The organism is Amycolatopsis sp. NPDC102389, from assembly GCF_044765885.1.
In the GTDB taxonomy this organism is placed as follows: Bacteria; Actinomycetota; Actinomycetes; order Mycobacteriales; family Pseudonocardiaceae; genus Amycolatopsis.
The window spans coordinates 31,554-49,045 of the sequence record NZ_JBIWKX010000031.1 but is presented as its reverse complement, the minus strand read 5'-3'; the positions used below and the strand labels follow the sequence as shown (position 1 = coordinate 49,045).

Here is a 17,492-nt window from a genome sequence, read left to right as displayed (position 1 = left end):
TGCGGTACTTTTCTGCCATGCGAACCGTGGGTGTGCTCCTCTTGCCGGGCAGCCGGTCCTTCGACCTGGGCGTGATCGGCGAGGTCTGGGGCGTGGACCGGACGGACAGCGGCATCGGCCCCTTCGAAGTCCGGCTCTGCGCGTCCGGCCGCGATCGGGTCGCCATCCACCCGTTCGGCCAGGTCGAGGCGACCCATGGGCTGAGCGGGCTGGCGGGCTGCGATCTCGTCCTCGTGCCCGGCCGGGTCGATCCGCACGCCGAGGTGCCCGCGGCCGCCGTCGCCGCGCTGCGCAAGGCGCACCGGGCGGGGATCACCGTGGCCTCGCTGTGCTCCGGCGCCTTCACCCTCGCGGCGGCCGGGCTGCTCGACGGCCGGTCCGTCACCACGCACTGGCGGCTGCTGGACGACCTCGAAACCGCCGCTCGCGACGCGGTCGTCCAGCGGGACGTGCTGTTCACCGACGAGGGTGACGTCCTGACGTCCGCCGGGGTGGTCGGCGGGCTCGATCTCTGCCTGCACCTGGTGCGCCGCGATCACGGCGCCGAGGTCGCGGCCGCGCTCGCCCGGCGGCTCGTGATGCCGCCGGCGCGGGAAGGCGGCCAGCGGCAGTATGTCGACAACCCGTTGCCGCCCAGGCCCTCGCGGCCGAGTGTCTCGTCCACAATGGACTGGGCGCTGGAGCGCATCGCCGACGACATCGGCGTCGACGACCTCGTCGGGCACGCCGGGCTCAGCGAGCGGACCTTCCATCGCGAGTTCGCGGCGGCGACCGGCGTCACGCCGGGGCGCTGGCTGCGCGCGCAGCGGGTGCGGCTCGCGCGGCGGCTGCTGGAGACCACCGAGCTCCCGGTCGAGCGGGTCGCGCAGCGGTCCGGCCTCGGCACCGCCGCCAACCTGCGGCGAAGGCTCCGGGCCGACGTCGGTGTCGGGCCCGATTCGTATCGCCGGACGTTCCGGTCGGTTACCGTCGAAGCATGGCCGAGTACGAGCACATCCTCGTGAAGCGGGACGGTGACACCGTCACGATCACCATGAACCGCGCCGCGCGGCGCAACTCACTGTCGGCGGACCATCTCGCCGAGCTGCTCGCTGCGTTCCGCGAGGCCGGGGAGACCGACGCCACCGGGATCGTCCTGGCGGGCGCCGGGCCGGTGTTCTCGGCGGGGCACGACTTCGGCGACGTCGCCGCACGCGACCTGATGGGCGTGCGCGAGCTGCTGCGGCTGTGCACGGACCTGATGGGCACGATGCAGTCCGTTCCGCAGGTCGTCGTCGCGCGGGTGCACGGGCTCGCGACCGCGGCGGGCTGCCAGCTGGTGGCGTCGTGCGACCTCGCCGTCGCCGCGGAGTCCGCCGGCTTCGCTCTGCCCGGCGGCAAGGGCGGCTGGTTCTGCCACACGCCCGCGGTCCCGGTGGCCCGCTCGATCGGGCGGAAACGGCTGATGGAGCTGGCACTCACCGGTGACGTCGTCGACGCCGCGACCGCGCTGGACTGGGGCCTGGTGAATCGCGTCGTGCCGGATGACTCGCTGGACGAAGCCGTCGCTTCGCTGCTGGGGCGTGCGACGCGGGGAAGCCGCGCGAGCAAGGCGATGGGCAAGCAGACCCTCTACGCGCAGCTGGACCGGCCCGAGGCCGACGCCTACGCGCTGGCGCTGGAGGTGATGGCTTCGGCGTCGCAGCTGCCCGGGGCGCGTGAGGGGATGGCGGCCTTCCTGGAGAAGCGTTCGCCGGTGTGGCCCGACTGAGTTCAGAGCGCGCGTTCGCGCATGAGCAGCAGTGTGTAGGCGGCCAGCGTCTGCGCGTCGGTGATGTCACCCGAGGCGATCATCTTCTCGAACTCGTCGAGGTCGAACCACGCCGTCCGCATGTCCTGCTCTTCGACCTCGCGCTGGGTTTCACTCTGCGTGAGATCGGTGGCCAGGAACACCCGCCCGCGCTGGCTCGACATTCCGGCGGCGACGTCCGTCACGCCGAGGTCGGTCATCAAGCCCGCGATCAACCCGGTCTCCTCACGCAGTTCGCGGGCGGCGAGCTCGCGCGGCGGGACGTCGGCCCGCTCGGGGGCGGTGCCCATGGGGAACTCCCAGCGCCGCAGCCCGAGCGGATAGCGGAATTGCTCGACCAGGTGAAACCTCGCGCCGTCGAAGGGGATGATCACGGCGCAGGTGGGCTTGTCGACGACGGCGTAGATCCCCTCGGAACCATCGAGCCGCCGGACGGAGTCCTCGCGCACGGTCATCCAGTTGTTCCGGTACACCTCACGGGAGCTGACACGCTGAACGGGGTCCATGCGCACAGTATCGCCATGCTTGTCCTACCCTCGCGTGGTGCGCCTTGTGATCGCTCGCTGCCAGGTCGACTACGCCGGCCGTCTGACCGCCCATCTGCCGATGGCCACCCGGCTGCTGCTCGTGAAGGCCGACGGCTCGGTGTCCGTGCACTCGGACGACCGCGCCTACAAGCCGCTGAACTGGATGAGCCCGCCGTGCTGGCTGATCGAGGACGGCAAACTGTGGATCGTCGAGAACAAGCAGGGGGAGAAGCTCGTCATCACGATCGACGAGATCTTCCACGACCACGCCCAGGAACTCGGCGCGGAACCGGGCCTGCAGAAGGACGGCGTCGAGGCGCACCTGCAGGAACTGCTCGCCGAGCACATCAAGACCCTCGGTGACGGCTACACCCTGGTGCGGCGGGAGTTCCCGACCGCGATCGGGCCGGTCGACATCATGGCCCGCGACGCCGACGGTGCCAGCGTCGCCGTCGAGATCAAACGGCGCGGCGAGATCGACGGCGTCGAGCAGCTGACGCGCTACCTCGAACTGCTCAACCGCGACCCGCTGCTGGCGCCGGTGCAGGGCGTGTTCGCGGCGCAGATCATCAAACCGCAGGCACGGGTGCTGGCCGAGGACCGGGGGATCCGGTGCCTCACGCTGGACTACGACGCTTTGCGCGGCATCGAGTCGGACGAGTTCCGCCTCTTCTGAGCTGAACCACGAGCCCTGATAGGCAGGGTGCTTTCTTTCGCGGTAGAACAGTTCTTCTGCTCAGCCGGCTCTTAACTCCGTATCGCATTCTTGGGATCCTTGTCGTGTCTTGAGTGTTCGGCGGGCGGGGACGAGGGACGGCGATGATCGAGGGGCAGGGTTCGCGGCATCACTTGATCGTGGTGGCCGACGTGGAGGGGTTCGGGGACCGGCGGCGGACCGGACCGCATCAGCATGCGGTGCGCAAGGGCCTCGACGAAGTGATGAGGGCAGCGTTCGCCGGGTCTGGGGCCAACTGGGACAAGTGCTACCGGGAGGACCGCGGAGACGCGGTGTTCGCGCTGGTGCCGGGCGATGCGGACAAGGCGAGGTTCGTGGAAGCGACACTGCCGGCGCTGGTGATACGACTCCGAGTTCACAACGAAACCCATCCCGAAGCACAACGGATCCGGTTGCGAGTGGCGCTGCATGCCGGAGAAGTCGGCTACGACGCGCACGGTGTCACGTCGTCGTCCCTGACGCTGACTTTCCGGCTGTGCGATGCACTGCCGCTGAAGACCGCGCTCGCCGAGTCTCCGGGGATGCTGGCGGTGATCGCGTCGGACTGGTTGTACGACGAAGTCATCCGCCACACTCCCGGTACCGCGCCCTCGACCTGGCGCGAGATCCCGGTCGAGGTCAAAGAAGCCACCACGACCGGATGGATCACCCTGCCTGACCATCCGTATTCGATCGGCCCGGTGCCGGCACCGGCAGGGCGTCCGCGCGCGGGTTCGGGCCGGGTGGTGCCTCGGCAGCTTCCCGGGGCGGTGCGAGATTTCACCGGCCGGGCCGAACACCTGGCCGAACTCGACGCGCTGGTCCCACCCGACTCCGACCGGTACGGCGAGCGACCGCTGTCGGTGGTGATCGCCGCGGTCGACGGTGCGGGCGGGATGGGCAAGACCACCCTCGTGCTGCACTGGGCCCACCGGGTCCAGGACCGGTTCCCCGACGGTACCTTGCACATTGACCTGCGCGGCTACGGCTCCGGAACCCCGGTTGCCCCCAGCGAAGGCCTTAACGGGTTCCTGCGGGCATTGGGTGTCGCGGCTCGCGCGATCCCCGCCGACGTCGACGCGCAGGCGGCACTGCTGCGGTCCCTGCTCGCGGACAAACGGATACTACTCGTGCTGGACAACGCCCATAGTGCCGAACAGATCCGGCCTCTCCTGCCCGGCACCGCGGGCTGCATGGTGGTGGTCACCAGCCGCGACAGCCTCAACGGCCTCGCGGTCACCGAGGCCGCTCACCGCCTGACCCTCGGCCCGCTCGACCGGTCCGAAGCACTCGACCTGGTGACCGGCATTCTCGGTACTGAGCGGGCAGCCGCGGAACCGGATGCGGTCGCGGAACTGGTCCGGCTGTGTGCACGGTTACCGCTGGCGTTGCGGGTCGCGGCCAGCCGTGCCGCCGCCCACCCCCATGTGACGGTCGCCGAGGTCGTCACCGAACTGGCCGACGACAGAACCCGGCTCGACGTCCTCAGCGAGTTCGGCGATGAGCGAGCCGCCGTCCGGGTGGTGTTCGACTGGTCCTACCGGCGACTTCCACCAGGGCAGGCGAGGCTTTTCCGGCGGCTCGGCCTGCATCCCGGACCTGATTTCTCCCTGCCGGTCGCCGCCGCCCTCGCCGATTTGCCGCCCGCGGACACCCGCCCTCTGCTCGCCGCCTTGGCCGACGCGCATCTGATCGAGGCCGCCGCGGGTGGCCGGTACCAGTTCCACGACTTGTTGAGGGCCTATGCCGCGGACCAGGCCCGCCACAACGACACCGACGTCGACCGGGACCGCGCGCTGGAATCCATGCTGACCTTCTATACCCACACCGCGCGCACCGCGGACCGCTACTTCGCCCACTTGTACACGCTGATGCCGCCGACCGCGGCCGAACCCGATCACCCGTATCCCATAGCCGACTTCGACCATGCGTGGGCCTGGTTCAACGCCGAACACATCAACATCCTGGCTGCTCTCCACCACGCCGCCGAGCACCGGCTTGACCACCACACAGTCCCGCTTGCCCGCGCCTGCCGCTTCCTCAGATCTGCGGGGAACCCGCATGAATACGTGGCCGCGAATGGCGCCGGGATCAGCGCTGCGCACCGAAATGGCGACCGCACCCAGGAAGCGATTCTCTTGTTCAGCCGTGCGGAAATGGCTTCCGGCCTGGGATGGTGGGATCAGGCGCGGGCCGACCTCGACCGTGCGGCCACCTTGGCCCGGCAACTCGACGACACTCCACTCCAGGTGTACGCCTTCAACGACCGCGGCCTGTTGTTGCTTCGACAGGGTCAGTTCGAGGAGGCCGTTCGGTGGCTCGAGCTGGCGTTGCCGTTAAGCCGAGGAATCGATGCCGGAAGCTGGGAGGCGGTGGTGGAAGGCAATCTCAGCACCGCACACCTGAACCTCGACCACGGTGAGCTCGCGCTCAAGCACGCCGAACGCGGCCTGCACCTGCGCCGTCGTGCCGGAGATCTCGGCGGCGAAGCCATGGCGTTGACGTATTTGGCGCGTGCCTGGCGTCACCTGGATGAACTCGAGAAGGCGATCGCGATGTGCCGGGAAGCGCTGGCCATCGGCCACAGCAGACCTCTCAATCGGCACAGCACCGTCGCCGAGCCGCTGGACGTCCTGGCGACCTGTCTTCACCGAGTCGGCCACACCGGCGAAGCAGTCACCTGCTGGCAGGAGGCCGCTGCGGTTTACGACGACACCGGCTTCTCCCACAAGGCCGCCGAACTCCGCCGGCGTCTCCTCGACGCGCAGACCTCGTCCTGATACCCGAGGCAAATCCACGCTCATGCGTCACCCGGCCCCGCGTACCTCGGTCTGACCTGAAGCCCCATCCCCGTGTGCGATGTGGGGAAGGCGCCCTTAACCGCGTCTGACGCGGGCAAAGTCGCCTTCAGCTCCCGTGCCCAGTCGCGTTCGTCCGGTGAACAGCCGATATCGAATCGAGTCCTCGGTTCTGTATCTGCATTCTTTCCCGCGCCACAGAATGCCCGAAAGGGCGGCGGGAAATTAACGAACTCGCACTCTCCTGCAAAAGAACCAGCTGTTTCCGCGTCATTCGGGTGAACGCCGGATTCCTCGGTCTCACGCTGTGCCACACTCGATTTCCGCGAGGGGTACCGCCGACATACGGCGGTCGCGGGTGCAGAGGTGAAGTGCCATGGCTGATTCTCCGAAGTGTGTCGATCTGGTGCTGGAAGGCGGCGGCGTCAAAGGCATCGGGCTGCTGGGCGCGGTACTGGAGTTGCACGACGCCGGTTATTCGTTCCCCCGGATCGCCGGGGCGAGCGCCGGCGCGATCGTGGCGGCACTGGTCGCCGCTTATCAGAAGGCGGAGAAGGACCTCGGCGGTCTGGAAGCGGTGATGAACGACATGGACTGCCGCCGTTTCCAGGACCGGTCCCTGCTCGACAAGGTCGCCGGCCCGATCGGTGACGGCGTCGATCTGCTGCTGCACGACGGGATGCACTCCGGTGACTATCTCGCGGAATGGCTCACGCCGTTGCTGGAAGAGGTCGACGTGCATACTTTCGCCGATCTCGCCGTCGACGATCCGGAAAGTACTTTGCTTCCGTATCAACGGTATTCGCTCGTCGTCCATGTCAGTGACCTGACTCGCCGCGTACTCGTCCGGTTGCCTTGGGATTATTCCCAGTACGGCCGCGATCCCGGTGCGGAGAAGATCGTCGACGCGGTACGCGCGTCGATGTCGATCCCGCTGTACTTCCGGCCGGTGCAGTTCGACGTCCGTCCCGAGGGCACCGTCACGTGGGTCGACGGGGGGCTGCTGTCGAACTTCCCGATCACCGTCTTCGACCGGACCGACACGAAGAAGCCGCGATGGCCGACCTGGGGCGTGAAGCTTTCCGGGGAGCCGGTGGGCCGCAGGGACAAACCGGTGAAGAGCGCGTTGCGGATCGCCATCGGTTCGCTCGAAACCCTGCTGTCGGACTGGAATCGTTACCGGTTGCACGAGGAGGGTGTGAACCGGAGGACGGTGTACGTCGACACGACCGGGATTTCCGCCGTCGACTTCGGGCTCGGTGAAGAGGAGAAGAAGCGCCTCTTCGAAAGCGGACGGGAGGCCGCGCGGAGGTTTTTGGAAAAGATCGTGCCGCAGTGAACTCGCCGGCGGTATTCCGGTGGGATGAGGGATAGGAGGATCCCATGCGTTATCGCCCGATCGGCAGTGACCCGGCGGACGGCCGCCTAGGCAGGTTCGTCCCGGACGACTGGCGCCACGTCGAGCGCTATCCGCTGACCGCGCTGGCCGCCGAGGACCGGCCCACCCGGTCACCGGTCGTCATCGGTGTCAACTGGTACAAGGAATTCGACGTGCCGGAGAAGGACGAGAAGTCCGGCGAATTCTTCGTCGCGAAGGGCGGCGCGAAATCGCTCACCAGGATCCGCGGCGGGCACTGCGTCTGCCTCGAACCCGGTGAGTCGACTGACGGCGACACCCAGTACGCGTTCTACGACCAGGGCAGGGAAGGCGCGTGCGTCGGCTTCGGCTGGTCGCGCTGCATGACGATGTTCAACGGCGACCTCTACGCCGCGCGGTGGCTGTGGGACCAGGCGAAGCTGCGTGACGAATGGGACGAGACCAACCCCGGTGACAACAACGGCACGTCCGTCCGCGCGGCGGCCGAGGTCCTGCTCGAACTGGGACACGTCCCCTGGTCGGAGACCTACGCCGGCGACGATCACGTCAAGCGGGCCGCCTACACACCCGACGTCAAGAACGGCCTCCAGGCCTATCGCTGGGCGAAGACGGTCGACGAGGTGCACGAGGTCCTCGCCAATCCGCGTGCCGACGAACTCGGCGCCGTGCCGTTCCTCAACTCGTGGGGACCGGGCTATCCGCATCGCACGTACATGCCGGACGACGTCCTCGCCCGGTTGATCAAGGAGGACGGCGAAGTCGGCCTGCCCACGGACCGGTAAACCCCCACCGGTCACGGGAAAGGGCCGTTCCTGGCGGAAGCCGGAGCGGCCCTTTTCCGGGATCATGCCGGACGCCGTCTGGGTGCTCAACGCGATGCACGAGCAGGGGCCGTCCAGCACGTCGTATCACGAGCATCGCCAGGCTCAAGTGGCCGAGGGGAGCGTCGGGCCGCATTTCGTCGGAGGCCTGGACCGCGAGACCTGGACGCGGCTGATCGGCGTGCTCGCCGAATTCGGTCCGGTCGGCCCGGACACCCCGTCTTGACGGCCGGGTGACCGGACAGGAATTGTCAAGAACCGCCCCGAAACAGACACTTCAGGTCAGTCGTCGCCCACCCGCACTGCCGTTGCTGAATCCATGCAGTATGGTCCGCGATTGACGCGATACCGGCGTTTCTCGTGGACATTTTCACTATGGAGGTGAGTCGGTTGCACGTGCTGGCCGATGCGAACCTGCGGCTCGACGCAAGTCCGATCGACTACGTCCTGCTCGCCTTCTATTTCGCGCTGGTGCTCGGCATCGGTTACATGGCGCGAAGGTCGGTCTCGAGCAGCCTCGACTTCTTCCTCTCGGGCCGATCGCTGCCCGCCTGGGTCACCGGTCTGGCCTTCATCTCGGCGAACCTCGGCGCTGTCGAGATCATGGGCATGTCGGCCAACGGCGTGCTCTACGGCCTTCCGACGGTGCACTACTTCTGGATCGGCGCGATCCCGGCGATGCTGTTCCTCGGCATCGTGATGATGCCGTTCTACTACGGCTCGAAGGTCCGCAGCGTCCCGGAGTTCATGCTCCGCCGGTTCGGCAAACCCGCCCACCTGGTCAACGGCATCAGCTTCGCGAGCGCGCAGATCCTCATCGCCGGCGCGAACCTGTTCCTGCTCGCCAGCGTGGTGAACCTCCTACTCGGCTGGCCGTTGTGGGTGTCGATCATCGTCGCGGCCGCGGTCGTGCTCTCCTACACCGCGCTCGGCGGCCTCTCCGCCGCGATCTACAACGAGGTGCTGCAGTTCTTCGTGATCGTCGCGGCGCTGCTGCCGCTGACCATCGTCGGCCTGGTGAAGGTCGGCGGCTGGCAGGGCCTGGTCGACAAGGTCACCGCGAGCCCCGGCGGCGACGCGCAGCTGCACTCGTGGCCGGGTGACAACCTCACCGGCTTCGGCAACAGCTTCCTGTCGATCCTCGGTCTCGTCTTCGGCCTCGGTTTCGTGCTGTCCTTCGGTTACTGGACGACGAACTTCGTCGAGGTCCAGCGCGCGATGGCGTCGAAGAGCATGTCGGCCGCGCGGCGGACGCCGATCATCGGCGCCTTCCCGAAGATGCTGGTCCCGTTCATCGTGATCATCCCCGGCATGATCGCCGCGGTCACCGTTTCCGAGTACGTCCAGGACAAGCAGGTCCTGCTCGACGGCGGCGACGCGCCGAGCGGCGTGACCGCGAACAACGCCATCCTGCTGCTGATGCGCGACCTGCTGCCGAACGGCATGCTCGGCGTCGCGCTCGCCGGTCTGCTCGCCTCGTTCATGGCCGGGATGGCCGCGAACCTGAGCTCGTTCAACACCGTGTTCACCTACGACATCTGGCAGTCGTACGTGAAGAAGAACGAGTCGGACGGCTACTACCTCCGCCTCGGCCGCCTGGTCACCGCGATCGGCACCGTGCTCGCGATCGGCACCGCGTTCATCGCGTCGAACTCCGGGAACATCCTGACCTACCTGCAGGACCTGTTCTCCTTCTTCAACGCGCCGCTGTTCGCCACCTTCATCCTCGGCATGTTCTGGAAGCGGATGACGCCGACGGCGGGCTGGGTCGGCCTGGTGTCCGGTACGGCCTCGGCGATCACCGTGTGGCTGCTGTCGCAGGCAGGGGTCCTCGGGCTCACCGGGCAGGGCATCAGCTTCGTGGCCGCCGGTACGGCGTTCGTCGTCGACATCGTGGTCAGCGTCGGGGTTTCGCTCGCCACCGCGCCGAAGCCGGAGGCCCAGCTGGTCGGTCTCGTCTACTCCCTCACCCCGAAGGAGTCGCTGAAGCACGACGAGACCGGCGACGACGCGGGCTGGTACCGCAAGCCGGGCCTGCTCGCGGGCATCGTGCTGATCCTGACCATCGCGCTCAACATCATCTTCTAGGAGGCCGGAGATGGCTGCTTCGCAAGCTCCCAAGAAGGCCGGCGTCTTCGACATCCGGCTGGTCATCGCCCTGCTCATCGGCGGTTACGGGCTGGTGCTCACGATCATGGGCATCGGCTTCACCACCGAGGAAGAGCTGAAGAAGGCCGCCGACGTCAACATCAACCTGTGGGCGGGCATCGGCATGCTGGTGTTCGCGGCGTTGTTCATGCTGTGGGCGAAGCTGCGGCCCATCGTGGTGCCGGCGAGCACCGAGGGCGAGGGCGGCGAATAGCCGGGTTGTCCGGACAGCGGCGAAGGGCTCCGGCTACCGTGCATCTCGTGCTGCTCAATGCTCGACGTCGTCGGATCGCGTCCGTGCTGGCCCTGGTCGCCGCGCTGGGCGTGCTCTCGGCCTGCGGTCAGAACCTCGGCAAGTCCAACTTCGCCCGCACCACCGTCGCCGCCGAACCCGGCTCCGGTGCCGGCGGGGTGCCCGACGGGGACATCAACGATCCGGCGGTCACCCCCGCGGTGATGCGCACGATCGACCCGTGCGGGCTGGTGAGCAAGGAAGTGATGGGCGGCCTCGGCACGCCGGAGGAGCCGACGGCGAACCTCAGCTCGTTCGGCACCTGCCGGGCGAAGGCCGTCGACGCCGGGGGCAAGGAGCTCACGGTCAGGGTCGAGATCGGCGCGTCGACCTACCTCTCGAGCAACGGCATCACCGTTTCGGCGGTCGAGGGGCTTCCGCAGATCGAGCGCAAGGACAAGGACGGGAAGAGCTGCGACGTCAGCATCATGACCCTGCGCAAGCCCGAGCGCGGGATCAGCTTCTCGGTCACCTACGACGGTGGCGACTCGTGCGCGACAGGCCGTGCGGTGGCCGCGAAGGCCGCGAAGAGCCTGCACGCGTCACCGGCGAAGTACCCGGCCGCCGCGGGCACGCTCACCGCTGTCGATCCTTGCACCGCCGCCGACACGGCCGTCCTCAACGAGGTGGTGCCGCACGGCGCGACCACGCTGACCAGCTTCCACTCCTGCGACTGGACACCGGGCTCCAACCCGCGGATCTCGATCGGCTTCCGCCGCGGCCTCCCGCCGGGGGAACGCGACGGGAACAAGAAGGTCGACATCGACGGCGTCTCCGTGTACCAGAAGGTCGGCAGCGGCAGCGACGCCGAGTGCAAGATCGAATGGCAGCACAAGCCGTGGATCGACGATGAGGTCGAGATCGCCAGCGTGATCTACAAGAACTACGACGAGAAGTCCGACGAAGCGGCGTCGTGCGGGAAGGCCGCGAAGATCGCCAAATCGGTGATCTCCAAGCTGCCGAAGCCCTGACGCTGGCGGCATCCGGCCGGGAGAGGTAGGAAGGGGACACCCCACCCGCCGACGTGCCGGAGGCCACCCTTGAAGAAGATCATCAACGACCCGAAGACGGTGGTCGCGGAATCCTTGCGCGGACTCGCCGCGGCGCACGCGGACGTCCTGCGCGTGGAGGACGACCCGGCGATCGTGGTGCGCGTGGACGCGCCACTGGCGGGCAAGGTCGCGGTGATCTCCGGCGGCGGCTCGGGGCACGAACCGCTGCACGGCGGCTTCGTCGGGCAGGGCATGCTCGCCGCCGCAGTCCCGGGCGCGGTGTTCACCTCGCCGACGCCGGACGCCGTGGAAGCCGCGGTGAAGGCCACCACCGGCGACGCGGGCGCGTTGCTGATCGTGAAGAACTACACCGGGGACGTGCTCAACTTCGAGACCGCCGCGGAACTCGCCGCCGCCGAAGGGCTGGACGTGCGCAGCGTGGTCATCGACGACGACGTCGCGGTCAAGGACTCCACGTACACCGCCGGCCGTCGCGGTGTCGGCGGCACGGTGCTGCTGGAGAAGATCACCGGTGCCGCCGCCGAACGCGGCGACGCGCTCGACGCGGTGGAGGCGTTGGCCCGCAAGGTGATCGGCCAGGTCCGGTCGATCGGGGTCGCGCTCACCGCGCCGACCGTGCCGCACGCGGGCGAGCCGAGTTTCGACCTCGCCGACGACGAGATCGAGTTCGGCATCGGCATCCACGGCGAACCGGGTATCGAGCGGACCGCCGTGGTGACCGCCGACGAGCTCGTCGCGCGCATGGTCGAAGCGGTGGTCACGGACCTGCCCTTCGCCGAGGGTGACAAGGTCCTGTTGTTCACGAACTCGATGGGCGGGACCCCGCTGGTCGAGCTGTACCTGGCACACGGGATCGCCGAGCGGCTGCTGGCCGAGCGTGGCATCGTGGTCGAACGGCGGCTGGTGGGGCCGTACATCACCAGCCTCGAGATGCAGGGGATGAGCCTGACGTTGCTGAAACTGGACGACGAGCTGACCGAGTTGTGGGACGCGCCGGTGAACACCCCGGCCCTGAGGTGGGGAGTCTGATGGCCTGCACCGCCGAGACGCTCGCCGCCGCCTTGCGGGCGGCGGCCGCGGTGATCGCCGAGCATCGAGCCGAGCTGGTCGACCTCGACCGCGCGATCGGCGACGCCGACCACGGCGAGAACATGGACCGGGGGTTCACCGCCATCGTGTCCGCTTTGGACTCCGCCACGCCCGAAACCCCCGCCGCGGTGGCGAAGCTCGCCGCCACGACCCTGATCTCGAAGGTCGGCGGCGCGGCCGGGCCGTTGTACGGCACGGCTTTCCTGCGCGCGTCGGTCAAACTGGGCGACGCGGCCGAAGTGGACGGTCCGCTGCTCGTCGAGGCCTTGCGCGCGGCGCTCGAAGGAGTGCAGGCGCGGGGCAAGGCCGTCGGGGGAGACGCGACCATGGTCGACGCCCTGATCCCCGCTGTTTCCGCCGCCGAGGAGGCCTCCGGCGACGGCGTCGCGGCGATCCTGGCCGCGGCCGCCGACGCCGCGGACAAAGGCGCCGAGTCCACTGTGGACCTCGTGCCGCGCAAGGGCCGGGCGTCGTACCTCGGCGAGCGGGCCAAGGGACATATGGATCCCGGTGCCCGTTCGACGGCGTTGCTGCTGCGTGCCTTCGCGGAGGCCGCCAAGTGAGCGTCGGAATCGTGCTCGTCTCCCACAGCGCCAAACTCGCCGAAGGGCTCGCGGAACTCGCCGCGCAGATGGCGCCGGACGTCACCATCGCGGCGGCGGGCGGCCTGGCCGACGGTGGGATCGGCACGGATTACGACGAGGTCGTCGCCGCGACACAGAGCGCCGATGCTGGATCGGGCGTCGTCCTGCTGTACGACCTGGGCAGCGCGCAGATGACCGCGGAACTGGCGGTCGAATCGCTCGCCGATCCGTCGGCCGCGGTCGTCGTGGACGCGCCGCTGGTCGAAGGCGCGATCGCCGCCGCTGTCGCGGCGCAGGGCGGGGCGGACCGCCAGGCCGTCGCCGAAGCGGCCGCCTCGGCGGGAGCACCGCCGGACCTCACGCTCGACGAAGGCGCGCACGACGGCGAGAGCAGTGTCGAACTCACGCTGCGGAACGACGTCGGGCTGCACGCACGGCCGGCCGCGGTACTGGTCCGCAGCATCGCGGGGCTGGACGCGCAGGTCACCGTGCGGCTCGGCGACGAAACCGCGGACGCCAACAGCGTGCTCGCGCTGATGGCGCTCGGCGCCCGCCAGGGCGACCGGATCGAGGTCCGCGCGAAGGGCGCGCAGGCCGACGAAGCGCTCACCAAGGTCAAGGACCTCGTCGACCAGAACTTCGGGGAGTGAGCTGAAGTCTCATGCCGTGAAGGCCTCCTTGCCTACCTTGAGGGTAGGGAAGGAGGCCTTCACGGCATGTGGCCCCGCCGTATGCAGGGAAAGTTCCCCTTCGGTCCTCTTACGCGAGTGACACTTACTCGATTCGGAGGGTGACAGCCGCTGCTTTCCGCGCCCCGGCATGGCACGATCGGAGAAACTACCAGCGAGTAACCTCCGGAGGCCGGTTGTGGCGCGGGAAATCTCGAGTGTGGGAGTCATCGGTCTCGGCACCATGGGTGCCGGGATCGCCGAGGTGCTCGCGCGGAGCGGCGTGTCCGTGGTCGCGGTGGAGATCGACGACGACGGCGTCCAGCGCGGCCGGGGTCATCTGGAGCATTCGTCCGAACGGGCGGTGTCCGGCGGCAAGCTCGACGCCGACGGCAGGAGCGCGCTCCTCGACCGGATCCGGTACACCACGTCGCTGACCGAACTGTCCGATGTGGACCTGGTGATCGAGGCGATCCCGGAGAACCTCGAAGCGAAATCCGACGTGTTCGCGCAGCTGGACAAGATCACCGGCCCGGACACGATCTTCGTCTCGAACACCTCTTCGCTGTCGATCACCGAGATCGGCGTGCACACCGCGCGGCCGGGCAAGGTCGTCGGGATGCACTTCTTCAATCCCGCGCCGATCCTCAAGCTGGTCGAGATCGTCCGCACCGTCGTCACCGAACCCGACGTGGTCACCGACGTCGTCGCGTTCGCCGAACGGCTCGGCAAGACCCCGGTGGTGATCGGCGACCGCGCCGGCTTCATCGCCAACGCCCTGCTCTTCGGGTACCTCAACCACGCCGTGCGGATGTACGAGCAGCGCTACGCCACCCGCGAGGACCTCGACGCCGCGATGCGGTTCGGCTGCGGATATCCCATGGGGCCCTTGGCTTTGCTCGACCTCATCGGGCTGGACACCGCGTACGAGATCCTCGACACGATGTACCACCAGTCGCGCAACCGGCTGCACGCGCCGGCGCCGCTGCTGAAGCAGATGATCACCGCCGGCCTGCTCGGCCGGAAGACGGGCCAGGGTTTCTACACCTACGACGAGCCCGATTCGCCGACGGTGACCGACGCGGTCACAGTGTCCACATCGGACACCGCGACGGCCCGCGAGGTGCACAAGGTCGGCGTCGTGGGGACAGGGACCATGGCGACGGGCATCGTCGAAGTGTTCGCGAAACGCGGTTATGAGGTCATCTTGCGGGCCCGGAGCGCGGAGAAGGCCGCGGCGTCGGTCGCGCGGGTGAAGAAGTCGCTGGACAAGGCCGTCGTCAAGGGCAGGCTGTCCGAGGAGGACGCCGCCGCCGCGCTCGGCCGGATCTCGCCGGCGGTGGAGTTCGAGGAGCTGGCCGACGTAGACCTCGTCGTCGAGGCGGTGGCCGAAGACCTGGCCGTCAAGCAGGCCGTCTTCGCCGCGCTCGACGACGTCGTGAAGCCCGGCGCGGTCCTGGCGACGACCACGTCCTCGCTGCCGGTCATCGAATGCGCGGCCGCCACCTCGCGGCCCTCCGACGTGGTCGGCGTGCACTTCTTCAACCCGGCGCCGGTGATGAAACTGGTCGAGGTCGTCTCGACCATCGCCACCGCGCCCGACGTGATCGCGACGGTCGACGCCGTCTGCGCGGCGGTCGGCAAACACCCCGTCCACTGTGGCGACCGGGCCGGGTTCATCGTCAACGCGCTGCTGTTCCCGTACCTGAACGACGCGGTGAAGATGCTCGAAGCGCACTACGCCGAGGCCGACGACATCGACACCGCGATGAAGGTGGGCTGCGGGCTGCCGATGGGGCCGTTCGAGCTGCTCGACGTCGTCGGGCTGGACGTTTCGCTGGCGATCCAGCGGACTCTGTTCAACGAGTTCCGCGAAGAGGGCTTCGCGCCCGCGCCGCTGCTGGAGCACCTCGTGACCGCCGGACGGCTCGGCCGGAAGACCGGAAAGGGGTTCAAGGACTACTCGGCCCGGTAACTTGGGTGGCATGCCGGTTTCCTCAGGGGTCAGGAAACGGATCAAGGAACTCCTCGATCCGGATGACGAGATCCACTACGTGTTCCCAGCCGACGTCTTCGGCAGCACCAACCCCGGGGTCTTCTTCGCGGTGACCCGTAAGACGATCACGATCCTGACCACCGGATACCTGAGCCGCAAGACGCCGAAACGCGTCGTCTCGACGACACTGCGAAACCATCGGATCGGGCCGGTCGACACCTCGACCGTCCCGTGGTTCAAGTTCAACGGCGTCGACTACGAGATCGACGACGAGTACATCGCGGTCGTCCACGCCGCCGACGCCGAGATCATGCGGGGAAAACCTGAAGATCCGCTGCCGGACCTCTAAGCTCGCGTGAGTGCGTCAGCTCACCTACGACGGGGTGCCCATCCCCGGCCTGAACGACCTGGTCCGGACGGCCATCCGGCTGCACCCCGCGCCCGGAGTGCCCCGTCCGGACGAAAGCCACTTCGGCGGCCCGCTGCTCTGGCCGTCGGACGAGCCGTGGCCGGAATGCCCGGTGACCTGGCCGCCCGACCCGGACGCGTCCGACGACGCGTGGCAGGGCGGGCATCCGCTCGACGAGCCGGTCCCGGCGATGGTCGGCGCGGCGCAGTTCTTCCGCGACGACTTCCCGGAGCTGCCCTTCCCGGAGGGCACCGACGTCCTGCAGATCCTGTTCTGCCCGCTCGATCACAACAGCCCGTATCACCAGGGGCCCGCGGTCCGGCTGGTGTGGCGCGATTCCGGCGAGGTGGGGGACATCGCGGACCCGCCGCCCGCTCCCGAGGACGCCGAAGCCGCCTACCTGCCGGAACCCTGCGTTTTCGAACCGTGCTCGATCGACGAGCTGCCCCGGCTCTGCGACTTCCCGGCGGAGACCCGCACCGCGCTCGGCATCCCCGAGGGCGCGGGCGACGAGCCGGAGGGCTGGCCCGAGCTGGATCACTATTCGAAGATCGGCGGCTGGACCGCTTGGTACGCCACCGATCGGTACGAGCTGGGCTGCCGGGAGTGCGGCGCCGAACTGCGCCAGACGATCGCGCTGGCCACGGAGGAGCACGAGGTCGGCTGCGGCTGCGAGGTCCCCGAGGGCGAGGCCGCGGGTTGGGCGTTCGGCCGCCAGGGGGTGCTGAACGTCTTCACCTGCCCCACTGACGTCACGCATCCCTTCAAGGTTCGGATCGACTAAGCGGGCGGTAGCAAAGGTCCCCCGCTCCAGTGCTGGAAGACCAGGTTCGTGTGCACCCGGGCGACCTCGTCGCGGGCGGTCAGCTCGTCGAGCACCAGCCGCTGCAGCTCGGTCGCCGAAGCGGTGGCGACATGCGCGAGGAAGTCGTCCGGGCCGGTCAGGTGGTAGACGGCGCGGACCTCGGGCAGGGCCAGCAGATGCTCGACGAACGAATCGACCAGCGCTCGCCGGTGCGGGCGGACCTGGACGAACAGGAGCGCTTCGAGCGGGCGGCCCAGTTTGGCCGCGTCCACCTCGGCGCGCTGGCCGATGATCACCCCGAGCTCGCGCAGCCGGTTGACGCGGTCGAGACAGGTCGAGGGCGCGACACCGACCTCGGCCGCCAGATCCTTGTTCGAGATCCGGGCGTCGTTCTGCAAGAGCCGCAGAATTCGAAGATCAACCGTGCTCAGTTCGACGGAATCCGACATCGGCGAATGAT

Annotated in this window: 18 protein-coding genes; 16 read left to right on the top strand and 2 right to left on the bottom strand. The window is 68.4% G+C overall.

The genetic code is table 11. The annotated features are described in order from the left end of the window. The first annotated feature begins 17 nt into the window (after positions 1-17). Positions 18-1,004, top strand: a complete 987-nt coding sequence (locus tag ACIRGA_RS24610) for a GlxA family transcriptional regulator (RefSeq protein ID WP_400944850.1) — start codon at positions 18-20, stop codon at positions 1,002-1,004. Further along, the gene (locus tag ACIRGA_RS24605; protein WP_400944848.1) at positions 977-1,750 is read left to right on the top strand and encodes an enoyl-CoA hydratase-related protein; all 774 of its coding nucleotides are present in this window, start codon (positions 977-979) and stop codon (positions 1,748-1,750) included. Before ACIRGA_RS24610 ends, ACIRGA_RS24605 begins: the two co-directional genes overlap by 28 nt. Positions 1,751-1,752: 2 nt before the next feature. On the opposite strand, the gene ACIRGA_RS24600 is transcribed toward ACIRGA_RS24605, so the two are convergent. Continuing rightward, the gene (locus tag ACIRGA_RS24600; protein ID WP_400944846.1) at positions 1,753-2,295 is read right to left on the bottom strand and encodes an NUDIX domain-containing protein; all 543 of its coding nucleotides are present in this window, start codon (positions 2,293-2,295) and stop codon (positions 1,753-1,755) included. Positions 2,296-2,332: 37 nt separating this feature from the next. Between ACIRGA_RS24600 and nucS the strand changes: the two genes are divergently transcribed. From nucS to ACIRGA_RS24530, 14 genes are all read left to right on the top strand, one after another. Continuing rightward, a complete protein-coding gene (gene nucS / locus ACIRGA_RS24595) occupies positions 2,333-2,992 on the top strand; it encodes an endonuclease NucS (RefSeq protein ID WP_034308895.1) in 660 nt (219 codons plus the stop codon). Between the two features lie 143 nt (positions 2,993-3,135). Continuing rightward, positions 3,136-5,811 (top strand): ATP-binding protein, encoded by a 2,676-nt coding sequence (locus ACIRGA_RS24590; protein ID WP_400944844.1) that lies wholly within the window; start codon positions 3,136-3,138, stop codon positions 5,809-5,811. A gap of 394 nt (positions 5,812-6,205) precedes the next feature. Beyond that, complete coding sequence (locus ACIRGA_RS24585; protein ID WP_400944842.1) at positions 6,206-7,168, top strand: patatin-like phospholipase family protein; 963 nt, start codon at positions 6,206-6,208, stop codon at positions 7,166-7,168. 44 nt (positions 7,169-7,212) lie between these two features. Then, entirely contained in the window at positions 7,213-7,989 is a 777-nt protein-coding gene (locus tag ACIRGA_RS24580) for a hypothetical protein (protein WP_400944840.1), read from the top strand. Between the two features lie 64 nt (positions 7,990-8,053). Further along, positions 8,054-8,254, top strand: a complete 201-nt coding sequence (locus ACIRGA_RS24575; protein WP_400944838.1) for a hypothetical protein — start codon at positions 8,054-8,056, stop codon at positions 8,252-8,254. A 164-nt stretch (positions 8,255-8,418) separates the two neighbouring features. Further along, positions 8,419-10,116, top strand: coding sequence for a sodium:solute symporter family protein (locus tag ACIRGA_RS24570; RefSeq protein WP_400944934.1), 1,698 nt, complete (start codon positions 8,419-8,421; stop codon positions 10,114-10,116). Positions 10,117-10,126: 10 nt separating this feature from the next. Beyond that, the gene (locus tag ACIRGA_RS24565) at positions 10,127-10,390 is read left to right on the top strand and encodes a hypothetical protein (protein WP_400944836.1); all 264 of its coding nucleotides are present in this window, start codon (positions 10,127-10,129) and stop codon (positions 10,388-10,390) included. 47 nt (positions 10,391-10,437) lie between these two features. Continuing rightward, a complete protein-coding gene (locus ACIRGA_RS24560) occupies positions 10,438-11,439 on the top strand; it encodes a DUF3558 domain-containing protein (RefSeq protein ID WP_400944834.1) in 1,002 nt (333 codons plus the stop codon). Positions 11,440-11,508: 69 nt separating this feature from the next. Beyond that, positions 11,509-12,510: a dihydroxyacetone kinase subunit DhaK gene (gene dhaK / locus ACIRGA_RS24555; protein WP_400944832.1), complete on the top strand. Its 1,002-nt coding sequence runs from the start codon at positions 11,509-11,511 to the stop codon at positions 12,508-12,510. Beyond that, positions 12,510-13,133 carry a dihydroxyacetone kinase subunit DhaL gene (gene dhaL, locus ACIRGA_RS24550; protein WP_400944830.1) on the top strand — a complete coding sequence of 208 codons (624 nt, stop codon included), beginning with the start codon at positions 12,510-12,512 and terminating at the stop codon, positions 13,131-13,133. Before dhaK ends, dhaL begins: the two co-directional genes overlap by 1 nt. Beyond that, entirely contained in the window at positions 13,130-13,804 is a 675-nt protein-coding gene (gene dhaM, locus ACIRGA_RS24545) for a dihydroxyacetone kinase phosphoryl donor subunit DhaM (RefSeq protein WP_400944828.1), read from the top strand. Before dhaL ends, dhaM begins: the two co-directional genes overlap by 4 nt. Before the next feature lie 217 nt (positions 13,805-14,021). Next, positions 14,022-15,797 carry a 3-hydroxyacyl-CoA dehydrogenase family protein gene (locus ACIRGA_RS24540; RefSeq protein WP_400944826.1) on the top strand — a complete coding sequence of 592 codons (1,776 nt, stop codon included), beginning with the start codon at positions 14,022-14,024 and terminating at the stop codon, positions 15,795-15,797. A 10-nt stretch (positions 15,798-15,807) separates the two neighbouring features. Further along, complete coding sequence (locus ACIRGA_RS24535) at positions 15,808-16,167, top strand: hypothetical protein (protein ID WP_400944824.1); 360 nt, start codon at positions 15,808-15,810, stop codon at positions 16,165-16,167. 10 nt (positions 16,168-16,177) lie between these two features. Beyond that, positions 16,178-17,011 (top strand): hypothetical protein, encoded by an 834-nt coding sequence (locus ACIRGA_RS24530; RefSeq protein ID WP_400944822.1) that lies wholly within the window; start codon positions 16,178-16,180, stop codon positions 17,009-17,011. Here the strand turns inward: ACIRGA_RS24530 and ACIRGA_RS24525 are convergent. Then, positions 17,008-17,481 carry an Lrp/AsnC family transcriptional regulator gene (locus tag ACIRGA_RS24525; RefSeq protein ID WP_400944820.1) on the bottom strand — a complete coding sequence of 158 codons (474 nt, stop codon included), beginning with the start codon at positions 17,479-17,481 and terminating at the stop codon, positions 17,008-17,010. The two genes, ACIRGA_RS24530 and ACIRGA_RS24525, sit on opposite strands and share 4 nt — an antisense overlap. Between the last annotated feature and the right edge of the window lie 11 nt (positions 17,482-17,492).

What these genes read in the sequence shown, in the direction of transcription:
- ACIRGA_RS24610 (WP_400944850.1), top strand. Translation starts at nt 18, where the DNA reads ATGCGAACCGTGGGTGTGCTCCTCTTGCCGGGCAGCCGGTCCTTCGAC.
- ACIRGA_RS24605 (WP_400944848.1), top strand. Translation starts at nt 977, where the DNA reads ATGGCCGAGTACGAGCACATCCTCGTGAAGCGGGACGGTGACACCGTC.
- ACIRGA_RS24600 (WP_400944846.1), bottom strand. Translation starts at nt 2,295, where the DNA reads ATGGACCCCGTTCAGCGTGTCAGCTCCCGTGAGGTGTACCGGAACAAC.
- ACIRGA_RS24590 (WP_400944844.1), top strand. Translation starts at nt 3,136, where the DNA reads ATGATCGAGGGGCAGGGTTCGCGGCATCACTTGATCGTGGTGGCCGAC.
- ACIRGA_RS24585 (WP_400944842.1), top strand. Translation starts at nt 6,206, where the DNA reads ATGGCTGATTCTCCGAAGTGTGTCGATCTGGTGCTGGAAGGCGGCGGC.
- ACIRGA_RS24580 (WP_400944840.1), top strand. Translation starts at nt 7,213, where the DNA reads ATGCGTTATCGCCCGATCGGCAGTGACCCGGCGGACGGCCGCCTAGGC.
- ACIRGA_RS24575 (WP_400944838.1), top strand. Translation starts at nt 8,054, where the DNA reads ATGCCGGACGCCGTCTGGGTGCTCAACGCGATGCACGAGCAGGGGCCG.
- ACIRGA_RS24565 (WP_400944836.1), top strand. Translation starts at nt 10,127, where the DNA reads ATGGCTGCTTCGCAAGCTCCCAAGAAGGCCGGCGTCTTCGACATCCGG.
- dhaL (WP_400944830.1), top strand. Translation starts at nt 12,510, where the DNA reads ATGGCCTGCACCGCCGAGACGCTCGCCGCCGCCTTGCGGGCGGCGGCC.
- ACIRGA_RS24535 (WP_400944824.1), top strand. Translation starts at nt 15,808, where the DNA reads ATGCCGGTTTCCTCAGGGGTCAGGAAACGGATCAAGGAACTCCTCGAT.
- ACIRGA_RS24525 (WP_400944820.1), bottom strand. Translation starts at nt 17,481, where the DNA reads ATGTCGGATTCCGTCGAACTGAGCACGGTTGATCTTCGAATTCTGCGG.